The organism is Bradyrhizobium sp. 17, from assembly GCF_023073515.1.
Classification (GTDB): Bacteria; Pseudomonadota; Alphaproteobacteria; order Rhizobiales; family Xanthobacteraceae; genus Bradyrhizobium; species Bradyrhizobium canariense_D.
On the sequence record NZ_JADPJQ010000106.1, the window covers coordinates 53,244 to 71,926 of the forward strand.

Below are 18,683 nucleotides of genomic sequence, written 5' to 3' on the forward strand. Positions count from 1 at the left end.
GTTAGCGCCCGCACAGCATGCCGTCGTCTTGGGCGGGCGTGATGGTCGGCGACGCGTCCGCATATTGGCTGACCGCGCACAGTCCCGCGCTCGCGGCGCAGGTCGCGGCAAAGGTCCAGGGCGGCGTATTGGTCTTACTGATGGAGATCTTGCCGCCGGTCGAGGTGATGATTGCGGTGTCGCCGGGCTGGGTGAGCTGCACGCATTGCTGGCTCGTCGTGCAGACGCTGGCGGCACCGTCCTGCAGCACGACGACCGAGCGGCCGCGCTGGGACAGGATATCGAGTGTGGTACCGCGCACGCCGATGGTCGCGAGCGGGGTCGTGATCTTGTAGGCGGTCTTCTCGGAATGTCCCGTGACGAAACGGAATGCGCCCGTCGTCATGCGGATCGCGACGTCGCGATAGCTGTGCTCGTCGTTGAAGACGGTGCGGTCGAGCTTGAGCGTCGCGCTCGGGCCGAGCGACAGATTGGTGCTGTCGGCCATCACGAAGCGAGCCGCGCTGCCGGCGCCGGTGCGCACGGTCTCGTCCCGCAGCATGCTGTCGCCGACGCTGATCGGCGTCGTGGTCGAGGCCACGCGAACGACTTCATTCTGGATCAAGACGGCTTCACCGACGCGCGTCTGGGCTTGGGCGCAAGGGGCCGCGCACAAGAGGGTCGACAACAGCGTGGAGAAAAGCCAGAAACGCAAATTCATTTCGCAACCGATCGATGTGTCCCTGATCGTACCGGATCACGCGCGCTTGCGATGTGGCGGAATTATCACAAGCAGCGCGAGACCTGCGTTATGCTTAGTGACAGTTGCGGCAGAATGCGTTCAATGAAAACCGCGATCTCTATTATTCTCCGCGGTGACGCAAAATTGCCACGCAAGACATCCCCACAAACGCGACTTGACTTGCCTGCGGTTCCGAAGGTGTCGCGGAGCGCAGTGATTGCTGTCGCGATTTTCCTGGTCGCGCATCTTGCCCTGCTGATTGGCCTGACGACGCCGGAGAAGTTCGTCTTCGACGAAGTGCACTACGTGCCGGCGGCGCGGCAGATGCTGGCACCAGCGGTGTCGCAATCGATGCTCAATCCGATGCATCCACCTTTGGCGAAAGAGCTGATCGCGCTATCGATCGCGGCCTTTGGCGACAGCGCGCTGGGCTGGCGCTATCCCGCGACATTGTTCGGCGCGCTCGCGATCGTCGCGATCTATCTGTGCGGCCTCGCGCTGTTCGCCGCGCAAGGGCCTGCGATCGCCGCCGCGCTGATCGCCGCCTGCAACCAGATGCTGTACGTGCAGGCGCGCGTCGCGATGCTCGACATTTTTGCACTCGGCTTCGGCCTGCTCGCGATTGCCGCCTTCATGCATGGCTTTCGAAAGGATCGTCCCCATGCATTATTCGCGGCTGCCGGCAGCCTGTTCGGCTGTGCGGCCGCCTGCAAATGGAGCGGCCTGTTTCCGCTCGGAATCTGCATCGTCATCGTCGCGGTGATCCGCCTGATGCAGGGCTGGCACACCCTGTTTGCCGACGCGAAGCCGGGGGATTGGTACCGGCCTGATCTCTGGCCCGACTTCAGATTACATCACGTCGTGCTCTGCTTCACTGTCCTGCCCGCGATGACATATCTTGCGGCCTTCGTCCCACTCTACGGCGTGTCGCTGCCGGATCTGGTCGAGGCGCAGCGCCGGATCTTCGCGGACAACACCACCACTGCCATCGCCGGCCACACTTATATGAGCGCCTGGCCGTCATGGCCGCTGCTCGCGCGCCCGGTGTGGTTCCTGTTCGACAAGACCGTGGACGACAATGTCTCCGCGATCGTCTTTCTCGGTAACCCCCTGGTGCTGTGGCCGACGCTGCTCGCGCTCGCCGTCGTGCTGCGCGATTTCGTCGTCGCGCGTCGCCGGGATGCGTTCCTGATCGCGGTCTTCTATTTCGGGTCCTGGCTCGCCTGGGCGTTGCTGCCGCGTACGCTCGCCTTCATCTATTACTATCTGCCGGCTGCGACCGTGGCGTCGCTCGCGCTGGTCTACGTGCTGCGGCGGGACGGTCTACCGGGCTGGCTGTTGTGGGCCTATGTCGGGGTCGTCGCGATCGGCTTTGCCGCCATGCTGCCGATCTCGGCGGCCTTCGTCGGCACATCGATGCAGACCTTCAATCGGCTGATGCTCTTCCAAAGCTGGATATGAAATCGCCGCCCGCCGGGAGAACGGCAGGCGGCGTCTTGATGGGCGACAATTTCGGAATCACTTCGACGCGGTCTTGGTGTCCATGTTCACGACCTGGACGCGGCGGTTGATCGGGTCGGCGCCGTTGGCGGCGTCCTTCAGCTTGGTCTTGCCGTAGCCGACGGTGACGAGATCGGTGCCGGTGAGACCGTAGTTCAGCACCAGGTATTTCTTGATGGTGTCGGCCCGCCGCTCGGAGAGCCCCTGATTGTAGGCCTCGGTGCCGACCGCATCGGTGTGGCCGGCGACCACGAAGGTCGAGCCCTTCAACGAGGGATCGGACAGCGCCTTGCCGAGCGCCTGTACCGACGGCACCGACGTCTTGGCGATGTCGGCCGAGTTGTAGTCGAACTGGATCTCCAGATCGATCTTCGGCTTGGTCGCGGCGAGCTCGGCAATCTGCTCGCGCTCGCCCGTCGACAGCGACCGCGTCGAGCGGTTGCGCACGGTGTTCAGGAACGTCGATTCCTTGGCCTGGACCGCCGGATCAACCTGCGGACCTGCGGACAGACCCCGGGTCACGGGCTTCGGCTTCAGTGCATCCAGGATCTGGTTGGTAGAGACATTGCCGTCGCCGGCCATAGCCAAGCCGGCTGTCATCGACAGAATTGCCGAGAGGGTCACCGCCTTCAGTGCAAAAGAATTATTGAAACGGGTCATTGTCGTATCCTCGTTGTGACGCCTGATGGCTATTTGATGCTGCGAGCATAGGGCAGGTTCAAAAGCCCTGGTGTGATCTTGGTCACGGTGGAAACGGGGCCGTCCTGGACCACGGCAGCGTATTTCAAGCGGTTTCGGTTCATAGAGAGCCGACCCGCGGTCCGCTCCGAGGAGGGGCGCCAGCGCGGGAAGAGAAGTGGTCGCACACCTCTCCGGCGATGGTTCGAGCCGTCGCAGTCCTGTCGTGATCCGCATCACTGAGGACCGCCGCGCCGAGGTGCCGCTCGGGCGGCGGGGGCCGGTTCACTCAAGGAAACCCATGCTCACCGATTGTCGCAAAGCCGTCGCGTGTTGGCCTGTCTGTGAACAATTTTTCGGCCAGATGGACGCCTAGCAGGGCACAGCCTCCAACAAGCGCAAACGAAGGGAGCTGAGTTCCACCCAGTGCCGAGGCCAAGTGATTACCAGTTTTATCGCAATGGCCCGCCGGATCGGACCGTGTCCCTGAGCTCCATGCCCATCTATATCGGGGCGGCGATGATCGCGGTGGCGATCTTGCTGTCGACACTAATCACGGGGCTGACCTCCCGCTATGTCGGGCTTCAAGCGCCGACCGACGAGAACATGTGGCTGGTCGATCGTCTCACCGGCAACGTCTATCGCTGCCAGGCGGAGGAGCGCGGCAAGGCCTCGTGCGAACCCGATGTCGCAACAGGCAGCGTCGGCGACCGGTCCAAAGCCCCGAAAGCCGGCCGCTGAGTCCTACCGTCTTCGCACCGCAGCAAGAAATTGTCTTCTCCACGAAACGTCTTCGCGGGAGAATACGTATTGCGAAGGCCGACATGACGCCGGTTTCGTTTTACGGAGGAGACTTTTCGATGAAAATCTTGCTCACAGCTGCAGCTTTGGTCGCGTTCGCCGTTTCCCCTGCATCTGCCGCGATGATGGCGTGCACCAGCGACAATATGATGAAGTCCGCCGCCATGATGGGCGGCACGGCGGATACGCCGGCCAAGACGGCCATGAACAAGGAAATGGCCATGGCCAACACCGACATGAGCAACGGCAAGATGAAAAGCGCCTGCATGCATTACATGAAGGCGCAGAAGGCCATGTCGATGAAGTAGCAAGCGCCTTCCGACCGCGCTGTCAGCAGATGGCGGCGCGGTTTTTCCTTGTCCGCTCCTGGATCGGCTTCTTGGCTGGATGCGAATCCCGCTACACTGCATTCCGCAATGTCCCGCGCGCCCAAACCGATTCCACTCACCACGACACAGGCCCGGCAAATCTGGCTTCATGCCCAGCGGCTGGACGAGCGCGCGCCGTTCGGTGACGGCGCGCAAGCCGTCTCCGACGCGGTTGCCCATCTCGGCTATGTGCAGATCGACACCATCAACGTGATCGAGCGCTGCCATCATCACATCCTGTTCAGCCGGATCCCGTCCTACCGGCGCGCCGACCTGCGCCATGCCCAGAGCGTCGACAAGAGCGTCTTTGAATATTGGACGCATGCGCTGTCTTACGTGCCGGCCGGCGACTTCCGCTTCTTCCTGCCGGCGATGCGCGAGCACCGCCGCGAGGGGCACAAATGGTTCGCCTCGGTGAAACCTGCCGACATGCGCAAGGTGATGCGGCTGGTGCGCGCCGGCCCGCTGACGATCCGCGACATCGAGGACGACGTGCTCACCGAGAAGGAGCATCTCTGGCAAAGCCGAAAACCCTCGAAGCGGGCATTGCAGCTCGCCTTCTACATGGGTGCCGTGACCGTCAGCGAGCGCCAGGGCATGCTCAAGACTTATGAGCTGATGACGCGCCATTTCGGCTGGGACAAGCTGCCGAAGCCGGCGTCGGCAAAGGACATCACGGTCTATCTGCTCGATCGCGCGCTGCGATCGCAAGGTGTCGTGAGCCTCGATTCGGTCTGCCATCTCAACGCGCCGCGCAAGCCGGCGGTGGCTGCCCTGATCGGCTCGCGCGTCCGCCGTGGCGAGCTCGTGCCTGTCGCCATCGACGGTGCCGGCAAGCAGGAGCACTGGGCAGTGCCGGCTGCGCTCGAGCCGGGCGAGTGCGCGCCGCCGGATCTGGTCCATATCCTGTCGCCGTTCGATCCGCTGATCATCCAGCGCAAGCGCACCAATCTCATTTTCGGTTACAACCATTTGTTCGAGGCCTATGTGCCGAAGGCCAAACGCAAGCTCGGCTATTTCGCGCTGCCCGTGCTGGTCGGCGACGAGATCGTCGCCGCGCTCGATCTGAAGACCGACCGGCAGGCGAAGAAGCTGCTGATGCAGAAATGGACCTGGGTCGGCGAGGGGAAGAAGACCGCGGGGCGCAAGGAGCTCAAACGGAAGATTGAGGAGGAGCTCGATCGCTTTGCGAAGTTTCAATTGGCAGAGTAGTTGTGCGCGGCGCGGATCACCGAGCTCAGTCGTAGCGCAACGTGGTGGCCGGCTGCGCCCCTTGCATTGCTTGCTCCATTGACTCTTTCGCGGCGATGCTCAAAACCCCGGATCAGCCCATAAAAGCAACAACCCGGCGGGAAGCCATGAGCCAGACCACGACCTATGCCGGTTCGACCGGCGCAGCCAAGTCGAAAATCGAGACCTCGACGATCCGCGCCATCTCCTGGCGCCTGATCCCGTTCCTGGTGCTGGCCTATTTCTTCTCCTATCTCGACCGCGTCAATCTCGGCTTCGCCGCGCTGACCATGAATGCCGAGCTGAAATTCACGCCGCTGATCTTCTCTTGGGGCGCCGGCATCTTCTTCATCGGCTATTTCATCTTCGAGGTGCCGAGCAATCTGGCGCTGGAGAAGTTCGGCGCCAGCCGCTGGATCGCCCGCATCATGGTGACCTGGGGCATCATCTCGGCGCTGATGGCGCTCACGAGCGGGGTCACGAGCTTCTACGTGCTGCGCTTCCTGCTCGGCGTCGCCGAAGCCGGCTTCTTCCCCGGCATCATCCTCTATCTCACTTATTGGTATCCGGCCGAATATCGCGCCCGCTTCCTCGCGGCCTTCGCCATCGCCGTTCCGGTCTCCACCGTGATCGGCGCGCCGGTCTCTGGCCTGCTGCTCGGCCTCGACGGGGCCATGGGCCTGAAGGGCTGGCAGTGGCTGTTCATCATTGAGGGCATTCCCTCCGTGCTGCTCGGCATCGTCACCTGGTTCTATCTCACCGACAGGCCAGAGAAGGCGGATTGGCTCTCGGCCGAGCAGAAGGCCTGGCTCAAGACCAAGCTCGATGCCGAGATCGCGGCCAAGCAGGCGGTGAAGCATATGTCGCTCGGCGAGGCGCTGACCTCACCTAAGGTGATCATGCTGAGCCTGGTCTATTTCGGCTTCGTCGGCGCGCTCTATGGCATGCAGTTCTGGCTGCCGCAGATCGTCAAGGCGTTCGGCCTCACCAACGCCCAGACCGGCTTCGTCACCGCGATTCCGTATCTGTTCGGCACCATCGCAATGATCCTGTGGGCGCGGCATTCCGATGCCACGCGCGAGCGCGTGATGCATGTCGGCGCGCCGTTGCTGCTCACCGCCGTCGCTCTCGGCGTCTCCAGCTATCTCACCGACCCCACCCTGACGATGATCGTGCTGACGGTTGCCGCGATCGGCGTGTTCTGCTGCTTCGGCGTGTTCTGGACCCTGCCGACGGCCTGGCTCTCCGGCACGGCGGCGGCCGGCGCCATCGCTCTGATCAACTCGATCGGCAATCTCGCCGGGTTCGGCGGACCGTATCTGATCGGCTGGGTCAAGGAAGCCACCGGGCAGACCTCGACCGGACTGCTCGTGCTCGCGGTGCTGCCGCTGATCGCCGGCATCCTGGTCTTCATCGGTGGCCACGACAGCAAGCACGAGTTCGCCGAACAGGGGCGGTAGCCTCGAAATGTCGCCCTGGCGAAAGCCAGGGCCCATTTCCGCGCGGTCCCTCTGGGGCCGCGGCGCGAGCTCTCTTCCAACAGTCCGGGCTTTCCGCCAAGGGCAGCGGGGAGGTTACCACCTCTTAACGATCACGCTTTCCTGATGACTGACGATTATTGACTTTCATCAGTGATTAGTCGACATTCCTCTCATTGCAGCCGAGGGAGTGTCCTCTGATGTTCGTCCGATCCGTTTTATCCAGCTATTCGAGGCTCTTGGCCGGTGTTTCGCTGGCGCTGATGGCTGCCGCCCTCGCTGGGTGCAATGACACCGTCGCTGAAAACGCCGACCCGCCGCGGCCGGTCCTGGTCGCCACCGCCCACTACGATGCCGAAAAGCCCGAGCGCAGCTTCGTCGGCACCATCAGGCCGCGGATCGAGAGCGATCTGGGCTTTCGGGTCGCGGGCAAGGTCGCCAAGCGTCTGGTCGAAGTTGGCCAGACCGTCGAGATCGGTCAGCCGCTCGCGGTCCTCGATGAGGTCGATCTGAAGCTCCAGGCCGAGCAAGCCGTCGCCGAGCAGACCGCTGCGACCGGCGTGCTGGCCCAGGCCGCCGCCGCCGAGCAGCGCGCCAAGGATTTGAGGGCCAAGGGCTGGACGACCGACGCGCAGCTGGATTCGAGCCGCGCCGCCGCCGACGAGGCCCGTGCCCGTCTGAACCGGGCCGAGCGCTCGGTCGAATTGACCAAGAATTCCCTTTCCTACGCGACGCTCAACGCCGACGCCCGTGGCGTCGTCACCGCAACACTGATCGAGCCCGGCCAGGTGGTTGCCGCAGGCCAGACCTCGATCCGTGTCGCCCGCTTTGCCGAAAAGGAAGCGGTCGTCGCGATCCCTGAGACGCTGGTTGGACGTGCCAAATCGGGCGCCGCCAGCGTCACTCTTTGGTCGGAGCCGGGCAAGAAATATACGGCCAAGCTGCGCGAGATCGCGCCCACCGCAGATCCCGCCACGCGCACCTATCTCGCAAAATTCTCCCTCCCCGAGGCTGACGACAAGGTCTCGCTCGGCATGACGGCGACGCTGACTCTGTCGGACGCTGCCACCGAGCGCGTCGCGCGGCTGCCGCTGTCGGCGCTGTTCAACGAAGGCGACAAGCCGTCCTTCTACGTCGTCGACGACAACGGCGGGGTGACGCTGAAGCCGGTGACGGTGAAGTCCTACGAGAGCAACGACGTCGTCATCACCGGTGGTGTCGAAGAGGGTGCCAAGATCGTTGCCCTCGGTGTTCAGAAGCTCGATCCGGGCCAGAGGGTGCGGATCGTGTCGTCACTGTCCTTTTAAGTCTCGCTTACGAGTTACGTCGTGTGAGGTGAGTTTCGGCCCGAGCGCAAATGCTGGGGCTGAAGCGGCGAAGCGATCCAGAACCTGCCCAGCCCCCTGGATTGCTTCGCTGCCTCGCGACGACGCGTTCAACAGGGTGGCTGTGGTTTTTTGCAACCGGATCATCTTTGGAGAGTGCGATGAAGCGCTTCAATCTTTCGGCCTGGGCCGTCAGCCATCCGACGCTGATCCTGTTCCTGATGCTCATACTCGGCGTCGCCGGATTCTTCTCCTATCAGAAGCTCGGTCGCGCCGAGGATCCGTTCTTCACGGTGAAGGTGGTCAACGTCTCCGTGCTGTGGCCGGGCGCGACAGCGCAGGAAATGCAGGCGCAGGTCGCCGATCCCATCGAGAAGAAGATCCAGGAGCTGCCTTACTTCGAGAAGGTGCAGACCTATTCCAAGCCCGGCTTCACTGCGCTCCAGGTCACCTTCCGCGATTCCACGCCGCCGAAGGACGTTCCATATCTCTTTTATCTGCTGCGCAAGAAGCTGGCTGACGTGCAGGGCCAGCTGCCCGCAGGGATTCTCGGGCCCGTCGTCAACGACGAGTTCTCCGACGTCGATTCCATCCTCTACATGATGACGGGCGACGGCGCCGACTACGCCCAGCTCAAGAAGGTCTCGGAAGGTTTCCGTCAGCGCCTTCTGAAGGTGCCGGGCGTGACCAAGGTCGACGTTTACGGCAACCAGGATGAGCGCATCTTCGTCGAGTTCAGCCATGCCAAGCTCGCCACGCTCGGCATCACGCCGCAGGCGCTGTTCGATTCGCTCGCCAAGCAGAACAACGTGACGCCGGCCGGCACGGTCGAGACCTCGTCGCAGCGCGTGCCGCTGCGCGTCACCGGTGCGCTCGACGGCGCCAAGGCCGTCGCCGAAACCCCGGTCGAGAGCAACGGTCGCGTGTTCCGCCTCGGCGACATCGCCACCGTCACCCATGGCTATGTCGACCCGCCGAGCTTCGTCGTGCGGCAGGAAGGCAAGGCCGCGATCGGCATCGGCGTCGTCACCGCCAAGGGCGCCAACATCCTCGATCTCGGCAAGGAGGTCGAGAAGGCGACGGCTGAATTCATGAAGGCGGTGCCGCAGGGCGTCGACGTCAAACTGATCGCCGACCAGCCCAAGGTGGTCGAGCACGCGGTCGGCGAGTTCGTACACTCTTTCATGGAAGCCCTCGTCATCGTGCTGTTCGTGTCGTTCCTGGCGCTTGGCTGGCGCACCGGCATCGTGGTCGCATTGTCGGTGCCCCTGGTGCTCGGCATCGTCTTCGTCGTCATGAACACGATGTCGCTCGACCTGCACCGCATCACGCTCGGTGCGCTGATCATCGCGCTCGGCCTGCTGGTGGATGACGCCATCATCGCCGTCGAGATGATGGTGGTGAAGATGGAGCAGGGCTGGGACCGCATGCGTGCGGCGTCCTTTGCCTGGGAATCCACTGCGTTTCCGATGCTCACGGGAACGCTGGTCACGGCCGCTGGCTTCCTCCCCATCGGCTTTGCCAATTCCGCGGTCGGCGAATATGCCGGCAGCATCTTCTGGATCGTGGCGATCGCGCTGGTCGCGTCCTGGTTCGTGGCGGTGATCTTCACGCCCTATATCGGCGTCATGCTGCTGCCCAACATCAAGGTGCACCACAATCACGATCCGCACGCGGTCTACGAGACCCGCATGTATCGGGGCCTGCGCGCCATCGTGCAGTGGTGCGTCGACCACCGCATCACCGTGGTGGTCGCGACCGTCGGCGTCTTCATCGCCTCGATCGTCGGTTTCGGCCACGTCCAGCAGCAGTTCTTCCCGCTGTCCGAGCGTCCCGAGCTGTTCCTCCAGCTTCGCCTGCCCGAGGGCACCGCCTTCAACGTCACCGAAAAGGCGGTGAAGAAGGCCGAGACCATGCTCAAGGACGACAAGGACATCGAGACCTACACGGCCTATGTCGGACAGGGCTCGCCGCGCTTCTGGCTCGGCCTCAATCCGCAGCTTCCAAACGAGGCTTTTGCCGAAATCGTCATCGTCGCAAAGGGCGTCGAGGCGCGCGAGCGCATCAAGGCCAAGCTTGAAAACGCCGTTGCCGACGGCGCGCTCAACGAGGCCCGCGTGCGCGTCGACCGCTTCAATTTCGGTCCCCCGGTTGGTTTTCCCGTGCAGTTTCGCGTCATCGGCCCCGACGCCAACAAGGTGCGCGAGATCGCCTACCAGGTCCGCGACGTCATGCGGCAGAACAAGAGCGTCAAGGACGTCCAGCTCGACTGGAACGAGCAGTCGCCTTACCTCAAGCTTGTCGTCGACCAGGATCGCGCACGCGCCATGGGCCTGACCCCGCAGGACGTGTCGCAGGCGCTGTCGATGCTGATCTCGGGCTCGCAGGTGACGACCGTGCGCGACGGCATCGAAAAGGTCGGCGTGGTCGCGCGCGCCGTCTCGTCCGAGCGGCTCGACCTCGGCGCCGTCGGCGATCTCACCATCACCTCGCGCAACGGCGTGGCCGTGCCGCTGCAGCAGATCGCCAAGATCGAGTATGCGCACGAGGAACCGATCATGTGGCGGCGTAACCGCGACATGGCGATCACCGTGCGCTCCGACGTCGTCGACGGCGTGCAGGCGCCCGACGTCACCGGCCAGATCGCGCCGAAGCTGAAGGCAATCAAGGACAACCTGGAGCCGGCCTACCGCATCGAGGCGGGCGGCGCGTTCGAGGAATCCGCCAAGGGCAACGCCTCGATCTTCATTCTCTTCCCGCTGATGGTCATGGTGATGCTGACGCTGCTGATGTTCCAGCTGCAGAGCTTCTCGCGCCTGATCCTGGTGTTCCTGACCGCGCCGCTCGGCATTGTCGGCGCCTCCTTCGGGCTCAACATCGCCAACGCCCCGTTCGGCTTCGTGGCCCTGCTCGGCCTGATCGCGCTTGCCGGCATGATCATGCGCAACGCGGTCATCTTGGTGGATCAGATCGAGACCGACGTCTCGCACGGCCTGACCCGCCGCGAGGCGATCGTGGAGGCCACCGTCCGCCGCGCCCGTCCGGTGGTGCTGACGGCGCTTGCCGCCATCCTCGCCATGATCCCGCTGTCGCGCTCGGCGTTCTGGGGGCCGATGGCGATCACCATCATGGGTGGCTTGTTCGTCGCGACCTTCCTGACGCTGCTGTACCTGCCGGGCCTCTACGCCCTCTGGTTCCGCAAGAGCCTGGATGAGGCGGGCACGCCCGAGCAGCCTGCCGCGCCGCAGCATGGGAGCGATGACCAGAACGCAATTCCGCTTGCTGAGGCGGCTGAATAAGTGAAGATGAACTGCTGATTGACGAGTCTGACAGATGACACTGGTTTCGGAACATATCGAAGGCGACACCCGGGAACGCATTCTCGAGGTGGCCGAGAGGCTGTTCCGCCAGATCGGCTATCTCAAGACCACGGTCGGCGACATCGCCAAGGAGCTCAAGATGAGCCCCGCCAACGTCTATCGCTTCTTCGAATCGAAGAAGGCGATCCATCAGGCGGTGGCCCGTTCGCTAATGGGCGAGGTCGAGCTGGAAGCGCAGCGGATCGTGGCCAGGCCCGGTCCGGTACTGCCGCGATTCCGTGAGCTGCTCACCACCATCAATCGCATGAACACCGAGCGCTATGTCGGCGACAATAAGCTGCACGAGATGGTCGAGATCGCGATGCAGGAGGACTGGGACGTCTGCGTCAACCACATGGAGTGCATTGCCGGGGTCATCGGCCAGATGATCGCGCAAGGCGTGGCTTCCGGCGAGTTCGAGGCGCCGGACCTGCAACTGGCTGCGCTGTGCGCCTGCACCGCGATGATGCGCTTTTTCCACCCCCAGATGATCGCCCAGTGCGCTACCAAGCCGGGCCCGACCATCGACCAGATGATCGATTTCGTCATCGCGGGATTGTCCCCGCGCCACTGACGCGGCGGCGGATTTCCTCCTATAAGCAGGCCGACCGCCACGGAATCACGGCTGATGGCGGGCAAGGACGGATCAACAACTCCGTCATTGCGAGCTTTGCGAAGCAATCCAGACTGTCTCTGCGGAGGGATTCTGGATTGCTTCGCTGCGCTCGCAATGACGGGAAGGAAACAGCGCGTGACCGACAAAGACCTGCACTTCTACGAGCCCGCCAAGGGCCACGGCCTCAAGCACGATCCCTTCAACGCCATCGTCGCGCCGCGGCCGATCGGCTGGATTTCGTCGCGCGACACCAACGGCCACGTCAACCTCGCGCCCTACAGCTTCTTCAACGCTTTCTGCTACGTCCCCCCGATCATCGGCTTCTCCTCCACCAACTGGAAGGACACGGTCGAAAACATCCAGCAGACCGGCGAGTTCGTCTGGAACCTCGCCACCATGGACCTGGCCAGGCACATGAACGCGACTGCGGCGCATGTTGGCCCTGAGGTCGACGAGTTCAAAGTTGCGGGCCTCACCGCCGTGCCCGGCAGGCTCGTCAACGTGCCGCGCGTCGGCGAGAGTCCCGTCGCCTTCGAATGCAAGGTGTCCGATATCGTCCGCCTCAAGGGCGCCGACGGCAAGGAAGCCAATGCCTGGCTGACGCTCGGCGAGGTCGTTGCCGTCCACATCGACAAGGCCATGATCAAGGACGGCGTCTACCAGACCGCCGCCGCCCGCCCGATCGTACGCGCCGGCCGCAGCGGGGATTATTTCGAAATCAAGCCGGAAAACATGTTCGAGATGGCGCGGCCGGATTAGACCGGCCGACCGCGAAGCCATCCCCTCCCGGAACTGCCACCACGCCTCGGCCGTTATGGCCCCTGGGCGGCTGCCCGGCCGCGTCAATTCGCGTCTTTCCGCAGGCGAAGTCTTCACCGCCGCCGGCCACTTTCCGCTAAAATGCCCGATCACCGCGCCGATGCATGAGGTCCGCCATGAGCTTCCGCCGCGACACCCTGACCAAGCCGATTTTCTCCTGGGCGCGCGGCGTGCTGCCGGCGATGTCGGACACCGAGCGCGAGGCGCTGGAGGCCGGCGACGTCTGGTGGGACGCCGATCTCTTCACCGGCAACCCCGATTGGTCGAAGCTGCTGAAGGTCCCGCAGGCAACGCTGACCGAAGAGGAGCGGGCCTTCCTCAACGGCCCCGTCGACGAGCTTTGCGCCATGCTCGACGAGTGGAAGATCTTTTGGGAATGGCGCGACCTGCCGCCCGATGTCTGGCACTTCGTCAAGCGCGAAAAATTCTTCGGCATGATCATTCCGAAGGAGTTCGGCGGCCTCGGCTTCTCGCCCTATGCGCATTCGGAAGTGGTGCGCAAGATATCGACCCGCTCGATCGCCGCCGCGGTGACGGTGATGGTGCCGAACTCGTTGGGCCCCGGCGAGCTCCTGATGCACTTCGGCAAGAAGGAGCAGCAGCAGCGCTGGCTGCCGCGTCTTGCCGATGGCCGCGACATTCCCTGCTTCGGCCTCACCAGCCCCGAGGCCGGCTCTGATGCCGCCTCGATGGTCGACACCGGCATCATCTGCAAAGGCACCTTCGAGGGCCAGGAGGTGCTGGGCCTGAAGCTCAACTGGCACAAGCGCTACATCACGCTCGGCCCCGTCGCGACGCTGCTTGGCCTCGCCTTCAAGGCCTATGATCCCGATCATCTCGTCGGCGACCAGGAAGAGCTCGGCATCAGCGTGGCGCTGATCCCGACCAATCTTCCCGGCGTCGAAATCGGCAAACGCCATTTGCCCTCGATGCAGGTCTTCCAGAACGGTCCGAATTGGGGCCGCGACGTTTTCATTCCGCTCGACTACGTCATCGGCGGCCAGGCGCGGCTGGGGCAGGGCTGGAAGATGCTGATGACGGCGCTCGCCGCCGGCCGCGGCATCTCGTTGCCGTCGCTCTCCGCCGCCGGCGCCGCCTATGCCGCCCGCACCACCGGCGCCTATGCCCGCATCCGCGAGCAGTTCGGCATCTCCATCTCCAAATTCGAGGGCGTCGAGGAGCCGCTCGCCCGCATTGTCGCCACTGCCTATCAGCTCGAGGCGGCGCGACGGCTGACCTGCGCGGCACTGAATACCGGGATCCATCCCGCCGTCATCTCGGGCATCATGAAGCTGCACGCGACCGAGCGGATGCGCACCGCGGTCGACGACGCTATGGACATCCATGGCGGCAAGGCCGTGATCGACGGTCCGCAAAACTATCTCGGCAATCTCCACCGCGCCGTTCCGGTCGGCATCACCGTCGAGGGCGCCAATATCCTCACCCGCAATCTCATCGTGTTCGGACAGGGCGCCATCCGCGCCCATCCTTATCTGCTCGACGAGATGAATGCGCTTGCCGATGCCGATCGCGAGCGCGGGCTCACCGCCTTCGACAAGGTGTTCTGGAAACATGTCGGCCACAGCTTCGAGACACTCTTGCGCGCGTTCGGCCGGAGCTGGAGCTTTGGTGTCTTCGCGCTTGCACCCGATGCGGGTGACGCCAGACCATTCTATCGTCAGCTCTCGCGCTACTCGGCGGCTTTTGCCCTCTGCGCCGATATGGCGCTGTTGACGCTCGGCGGCGCGCTCAAGCGCAAAGAGATGCTGTCGGCGCGCTTCGGCGACATCCTGTCCGAGCTGTATCTGCTCTCTGCCGCGCTGAAGCGCTGGCAGGACGAGGGCCGGCAGAAGGAGGATTTTGCCGCGCTCGAATGGTGCATGGCGACGGGCTTTCGGACCATCGAGAACCGGCTTGCCGAGATTCTCGCCAATCTGCCGAACCGCTTCGTCGCAGGCATGCTCAAATTCGTGGTCCAGCCCTTCGGCGCCCGCGTGCTGGGTCCCTCCGACCGGGTCGTGCATCAATGCGCGAGCCTCGTGCTGGAGCCGTCGGCCGCGCGCGACCGCCTCACGCCCGATCTCGCTTATGTCGACGACGATGGCGGCTTCGCCCGGCTGGAGCGCGCGTTCAACCTGATCGCAGGTACGGACGCCATCGCCAGGCGCATGCGCGCGGCTCATCTGAGCGACTGGAAGGATGCGGTGGCCAACGGTGTGATCACGCAGGCGGAGGGCGAGCAGCTGGCCGCGGCCCGCGAAGCCGTTACAAAGGTGATCGAGGTCGACGATTTTGCGCCGGAGGCGCTGTCGCCGATTTACAAGAAAACCGGCGACGTGCATCAGTTCTTCCAGGAACTCGGTGAACAGAGGGCGGCGAGCTGATGGCACGACCGGTTTTCATCGTCGACGGCAGTCGGACGCCGTTTTTGAAGGCGCGTTCGGGGCCGGGGCCGTTCACGCCGGTCGATCTCGCCGTGCAATGCGGCCGGCCACTGCTGGCGCGTCAGCCGTTTTCGCCTGATACCTTCGACCAGGTCATCCTCGGCTGCGTCAACGTGATCGCGGACGAAATGAACCCGGCTCGCGTCGCCGCGCTCCGGCTCGGCATGGGCGAGGACATGGTCGCCTTCACCGTTCAGATCAATTGCGGATCCGGCATGCAGTCGATCGACACCGCGTACCGCTACATCCGCGAGGGCCATGCCGACATGATCCTGGCCGGCGGTACCGAGGCCTTGAGCCACGCGCCGCTGGTCTGGCCCAATTCCGGCGTGCGCTGGTTCGCCGGCCTCGCCACCGCCAAGGGCGTCGCCGCGAAGCTTGCCGCGGCCTTCAAGCTGCGGCCGCGCTATCTCAAACCGATCATCGGCCTCGAGCGCGGGCTGACCGATCCTATTACCGATCTCAACATGGGCCAGACGGCCGAAGTCGTCGGCCATCTCTTCGGCATCACCCGTGCGCAGTCCGATGCCTATGCCGCCGAGAGCCATCGCCGGCTCGCGCATGCGCAGGCGGAAGGTTTTCTCAAGGGCGAAGTCGAAACCGCGTTCTCCCGCGACGGAAAATTCTTCGACCATGATGATGGCGTGCGTCCGGACTCGACGGCCGAGAGGCTCGCAAAACTCCGGCCCGTGTTCGAGCGTCCCTGGGGCCAGGTCACCGCCGGCAATTCCTCGCAGATCACCGATGGCGCGTCCTGGGTGATCCTGGCGTCCGACGAAGCGGTCGCCAGGCACAAGCTGACGCCAAAGGCCGTCATCGTCGACAGCAACTGGGCCGCACTCGATCCAAGCATCATGGGTCTCGGTCCTGTGATGTCGGCGACGCCGTTACTGAAGCGCAATGATCTCACCATCCAGGACGTCGAGACCTGGGAGCTCAACGAGGCGTTCGCCACCCAAGTGCTCGGCTGCCTCGCCGCCTGGAATGACGACAAGTTCTGCCGCGAGATTTTGGGACTGGACGGCGCTGCCGGCGAGGTCGATCGCGACAAACTCAACGTCGATGGCGGCGCTATCTCGCTCGGGCATCCCGTCGGCACGTCCGGCAATCGCATCGTGCTGCATCTCGTCAACACCATGAAGCGGCTCGGCACGCGGCGCGGCGTTGCCACCGAATGCATTGGCGGCGGGCTCGGCGGCGCCATGCTGATCGAGGCGGTATGACCATGGATTCCAGGATCATGACCGCGCTCGGCGATCGCGTGCTGGAGCTCGGGGCGAAGCCCGCTGCCGATAGTCCCTACAAGCATTTCAAGCTGGCGCGCGATGCCGACGGCGTTGCCTGGCTGCTGTTCGATCGCGCTGACGCCAGCGCCAATACGCTATCCTCGGACGTGATGGAGGAGTTCGATGCCGTGCTGGCGGCGATCGAGACCGAGCGCCCTGCCGGCCTCGTGATCCGCTCCGCAAAGCCGTCCGGCTTCATCGCGGGCGCCGACGTCAACGAATTTCGCGGCGCCAGTGATGCCGGGATGGTGGAGACGCGGATCCGCGCCGCCCATGCGGTGGTCGATCATCTTGAAGCCTTGAGGTTGCCGACGGTCGCGGTGATCCACGGCTTCTGCCTCGGCGGCGGGCTCGAAGTCGCGCTCGCCTGCCAATCGCGCATCGCGATCGACGGCGCGCGCTTCGGCTTCCCTGAGGTGATGCTGGGGCTACATCCCGGTCTCGGCGGCACCGCGCGTTTCACTGCGCTGGTCAATCCGACACAATCGATGGCCCTGATGCTGACCGGCCGCACCATCGATGCCCGCCGCGCCAGATCGCTCGGCCTCGTCGATACCGTGACGCAGGAGCGCCACGTTCGCAATGCCGTCAAGGATGCGCTGTTCGGCCGCCTCAAGAGGGCGTGGCCGGGTTTTCTGACGCGTGCGGCGAATTTCGGCCCGGTGCGCGGGCTGCTGGCCAAACGGATGCGATCGGAGGCGGCGAAGGCCGCGTCCCGCGAGCATTATCCGGCGCCCTATGCCTTGATCGATCTCTGGGAGACCCATGGCGGCAGCAAGGCCGCGATGCTCGGGGCAGAGCAGGCCTCGTTCGCCAAGCTGATGGTGACGCCGACCGCGCAGAACTTGATCCGCGTGTTCTTCCTGCGCGAGCAGATGAAGAAAGCGGCAGGCTCCGGCAACACGATCAGGCATGTCCACGTCATCGGCGCCGGCGCCATGGGCGGCGACATCGCGGCCTGGTGCGCGGGGCAGGGGCTGCGCGTCTCGCTCGCCGACATGAAGGCGGAGCCGATCGCGGGCGCAATCAAGCGCGCCGCCGAGCTCTACGGCAAGATCATCCGCAAGCCGACCGAGGTGCGCGACGCGCTCGATCGCCTGATCCCCGACATGGACGGGGAGGGCGTCCGCAACGCCGATCTCATCATCGAGGCGGTCCCGGAGAAGCTCGAGCTGAAGCAGAAGGTCTATGCCGGCCTCGAGCCGCGGATGAAGCCGGGCGCGATTCTCGCGACCAACACGTCCAGCATTCCGCTCCAGGATTTGCGCACCACGCTGGCGCGGCCGGAGCGGCTGGTCGGCCTTCACTTCTTCAACCCGGTGTCGCGGTTGCAGCTGGTCGAAGTCGTCAGCCATGACGGTAACGATACGCAGGTGCTGAAGGAGGCACTCGCCTTCGTCGGCGCGATCGATCGGCTGCCGTTGCCGGTGAAGAGCTCGCCGGGCTTCCTCGTCAACCGCGCGCTGACGCCTTACATGCTGGAAGCGATGGTGATGCTGGACGAGAAGATCGACCAGCGCCTGATCGACGCCGCCGCGGAGCAGTTCGGCATGCCGATGGGGCCGATCGAACTGGCCGACCAGGTCGGGCTCGACATTTGTCTCGATGTCGGGGACATGCTGCGCACCAAGTTCGGCGATCTGCTGCCGCCGACGCCGGCCTGGCTCCGCGAGAAGGTCGCCAAGGGCGAACTCGGCCGCAAGACCGGCAAGGGCTTTTACGTCTGGCGCGACGGCAAGGCCGAGAAGGCGCCGTTGCCCGAGACCGGTCCGCGCGTCACCGACCAGATGATCGACCGCCTGGTGCTGCCGATGTCCAACGTCTGCGTCGCGGCGCTTCGCGAGGGTATCGTGGATGATGCCGACATGGTCGACGGCGCCATGATCTTCGGCACCGGTTATGCACCGTTTCGTGGCGGCCCGTTGAATTATGCGCGCACGCGTGGCGTGGATCATGTCGTATCCACCTTGCGCGCGCTGGCCGGAAGATTCGGCGAGCGCTTTGCGCCGGATCCGGGCTGGGATAATTTCAAGTGAGCAGTTTCAGGTGAGCAATTTC

Annotated in this window: 14 protein-coding genes; 12 read left to right on the plus strand and 2 right to left on the minus strand. The window is 64.2% G+C overall.

The genetic code is table 11. The features are described 5' to 3' along the window. Nucleotide 1: 1 nt before the first annotated feature. The gene (locus IVB13_RS21130; protein ID WP_346731706.1) at nt 2-700 is read right to left on the minus strand and encodes a FecR family protein; all 699 of its coding nucleotides are present in this window, start codon (nt 698-700) and stop codon (nt 2-4) included. A 51-nt stretch (nt 701-751) separates the two neighbouring features. On the opposite strand from IVB13_RS21130, the gene IVB13_RS21135 reads away from it, so the two are divergent. Beyond that, complete coding sequence (locus IVB13_RS21135; RefSeq protein WP_085352672.1) at nt 752-2,182, plus strand: phospholipid carrier-dependent glycosyltransferase; 1,431 nt, start codon at nt 752-754, stop codon at nt 2,180-2,182. A 57-nt stretch (nt 2,183-2,239) separates the two neighbouring features. Here the strand turns inward: IVB13_RS21135 and IVB13_RS21140 are convergent, their stop codons facing one another. Next, nucleotides 2,240-2,881, minus strand: a complete 642-nt coding sequence (locus IVB13_RS21140) for an OmpA family protein (RefSeq protein ID WP_018455001.1) — start codon at nt 2,879-2,881, stop codon at nt 2,240-2,242. Between the two features lie 513 nt (nt 2,882-3,394). Here IVB13_RS21140 and IVB13_RS21145 point away from each other — a divergent pair. From IVB13_RS21145 to IVB13_RS21195, 11 genes are all read left to right on the plus strand, one after another. Beyond that, complete coding sequence (locus IVB13_RS21145) at nt 3,395-3,640, plus strand: hypothetical protein (RefSeq protein ID WP_018455000.1); 246 nt, start codon at nt 3,395-3,397, stop codon at nt 3,638-3,640. A 119-nt stretch (nt 3,641-3,759) separates the two neighbouring features. Then, nucleotides 3,760-4,008, plus strand: coding sequence for a hypothetical protein (locus tag IVB13_RS21150; protein ID WP_007595197.1), 249 nt, complete (start codon nt 3,760-3,762; stop codon nt 4,006-4,008). A 108-nt stretch (nt 4,009-4,116) separates the two neighbouring features. Next, nucleotides 4,117-5,280: a crosslink repair DNA glycosylase YcaQ family protein gene (locus IVB13_RS21155; RefSeq protein WP_247475136.1), complete on the plus strand. Its 1,164-nt coding sequence runs from the start codon at nt 4,117-4,119 to the stop codon at nt 5,278-5,280. Between the two features lie 146 nt (nt 5,281-5,426). Next, a complete protein-coding gene (locus IVB13_RS21160) occupies nt 5,427-6,758 on the plus strand; it encodes an MFS transporter (RefSeq protein ID WP_247475137.1) in 1,332 nt (443 codons plus the stop codon). Nucleotides 6,759-6,976: 218 nt separating this feature from the next. Beyond that, the gene (locus tag IVB13_RS21165) at nt 6,977-8,083 is read left to right on the plus strand and encodes an efflux RND transporter periplasmic adaptor subunit (RefSeq protein ID WP_247475138.1); all 1,107 of its coding nucleotides are present in this window, start codon (nt 6,977-6,979) and stop codon (nt 8,081-8,083) included. Nucleotides 8,084-8,262: 179 nt separating this feature from the next. Continuing rightward, the gene (locus IVB13_RS21170; protein WP_247398087.1) at nt 8,263-11,400 is read left to right on the plus strand and encodes an efflux RND transporter permease subunit; all 3,138 of its coding nucleotides are present in this window, start codon (nt 8,263-8,265) and stop codon (nt 11,398-11,400) included. A 34-nt stretch (nt 11,401-11,434) separates the two neighbouring features. Next, nucleotides 11,435-12,034 (plus strand): TetR family transcriptional regulator, encoded by a 600-nt coding sequence (locus IVB13_RS21175; RefSeq protein ID WP_085361299.1) that lies wholly within the window; start codon nt 11,435-11,437, stop codon nt 12,032-12,034. Between the two features lie 177 nt (nt 12,035-12,211). Beyond that, nucleotides 12,212-12,835 carry a flavin reductase family protein gene (locus IVB13_RS21180; RefSeq protein WP_247475139.1) on the plus strand — a complete coding sequence of 208 codons (624 nt, stop codon included), beginning with the start codon at nt 12,212-12,214 and terminating at the stop codon, nt 12,833-12,835. A 176-nt stretch (nt 12,836-13,011) separates the two neighbouring features. Then, a complete protein-coding gene (locus IVB13_RS21185) occupies nt 13,012-15,279 on the plus strand; it encodes an acyl-CoA dehydrogenase (RefSeq protein WP_247490323.1) in 2,268 nt (755 codons plus the stop codon). Next, the gene (locus IVB13_RS21190; RefSeq protein ID WP_018454992.1) at nt 15,279-16,562 is read left to right on the plus strand and encodes an acetyl-CoA C-acetyltransferase; all 1,284 of its coding nucleotides are present in this window, start codon (nt 15,279-15,281) and stop codon (nt 16,560-16,562) included. Before IVB13_RS21185 ends, IVB13_RS21190 begins: the two co-directional genes overlap by 1 nt. Before the next feature lie 2 nt (nt 16,563-16,564). Continuing rightward, nucleotides 16,565-18,661 (plus strand): 3-hydroxyacyl-CoA dehydrogenase NAD-binding domain-containing protein, encoded by a 2,097-nt coding sequence (locus tag IVB13_RS21195; RefSeq protein WP_247490449.1) that lies wholly within the window; start codon nt 16,565-16,567, stop codon nt 18,659-18,661. Nucleotides 18,662-18,683: the final 22 nt, after the last annotated feature.

Excerpts from the sequence above, each read along its gene's own strand:
- IVB13_RS21160 (WP_247475137.1), top strand. The coding sequence starts at position 5,427 with ATGAGCCAGACCACGACCTATGCCGGTTCGACCGGCGCAGCCAAGTCG.
- IVB13_RS21135 (WP_085352672.1), top strand. The coding sequence starts at position 752 with ATGTGGCGGAATTATCACAAGCAGCGCGAGACCTGCGTTATGCTTAGT.
- IVB13_RS21145 (WP_018455000.1), top strand. The coding sequence starts at position 3,395 with ATGCCCATCTATATCGGGGCGGCGATGATCGCGGTGGCGATCTTGCTG.
- IVB13_RS21195 (WP_247490449.1), top strand. The coding sequence starts at position 16,565 with ATGGATTCCAGGATCATGACCGCGCTCGGCGATCGCGTGCTGGAGCTC.
- IVB13_RS21170 (WP_247398087.1), top strand. The coding sequence starts at position 8,263 with ATGAAGCGCTTCAATCTTTCGGCCTGGGCCGTCAGCCATCCGACGCTG.
- IVB13_RS21140 (WP_018455001.1), bottom strand. The coding sequence starts at position 2,881 with ATGACCCGTTTCAATAATTCTTTTGCACTGAAGGCGGTGACCCTCTCG.
- IVB13_RS21175 (WP_085361299.1), top strand. The coding sequence starts at position 11,435 with ATGACACTGGTTTCGGAACATATCGAAGGCGACACCCGGGAACGCATT.
- IVB13_RS21130 (WP_346731706.1), bottom strand. The coding sequence starts at position 700 with ATGAATTTGCGTTTCTGGCTTTTCTCCACGCTGTTGTCGACCCTCTTG.
- IVB13_RS21155 (WP_247475136.1), top strand. The coding sequence starts at position 4,117 with ATGTCCCGCGCGCCCAAACCGATTCCACTCACCACGACACAGGCCCGG.
- IVB13_RS21190 (WP_018454992.1), top strand. The coding sequence starts at position 15,279 with ATGGCACGACCGGTTTTCATCGTCGACGGCAGTCGGACGCCGTTTTTG.
- IVB13_RS21185 (WP_247490323.1), top strand. The coding sequence starts at position 13,012 with ATGAGCTTCCGCCGCGACACCCTGACCAAGCCGATTTTCTCCTGGGCG.
- IVB13_RS21165 (WP_247475138.1), top strand. The coding sequence starts at position 6,977 with ATGTTCGTCCGATCCGTTTTATCCAGCTATTCGAGGCTCTTGGCCGGT.
- IVB13_RS21150 (WP_007595197.1), top strand. The coding sequence starts at position 3,760 with ATGAAAATCTTGCTCACAGCTGCAGCTTTGGTCGCGTTCGCCGTTTCC.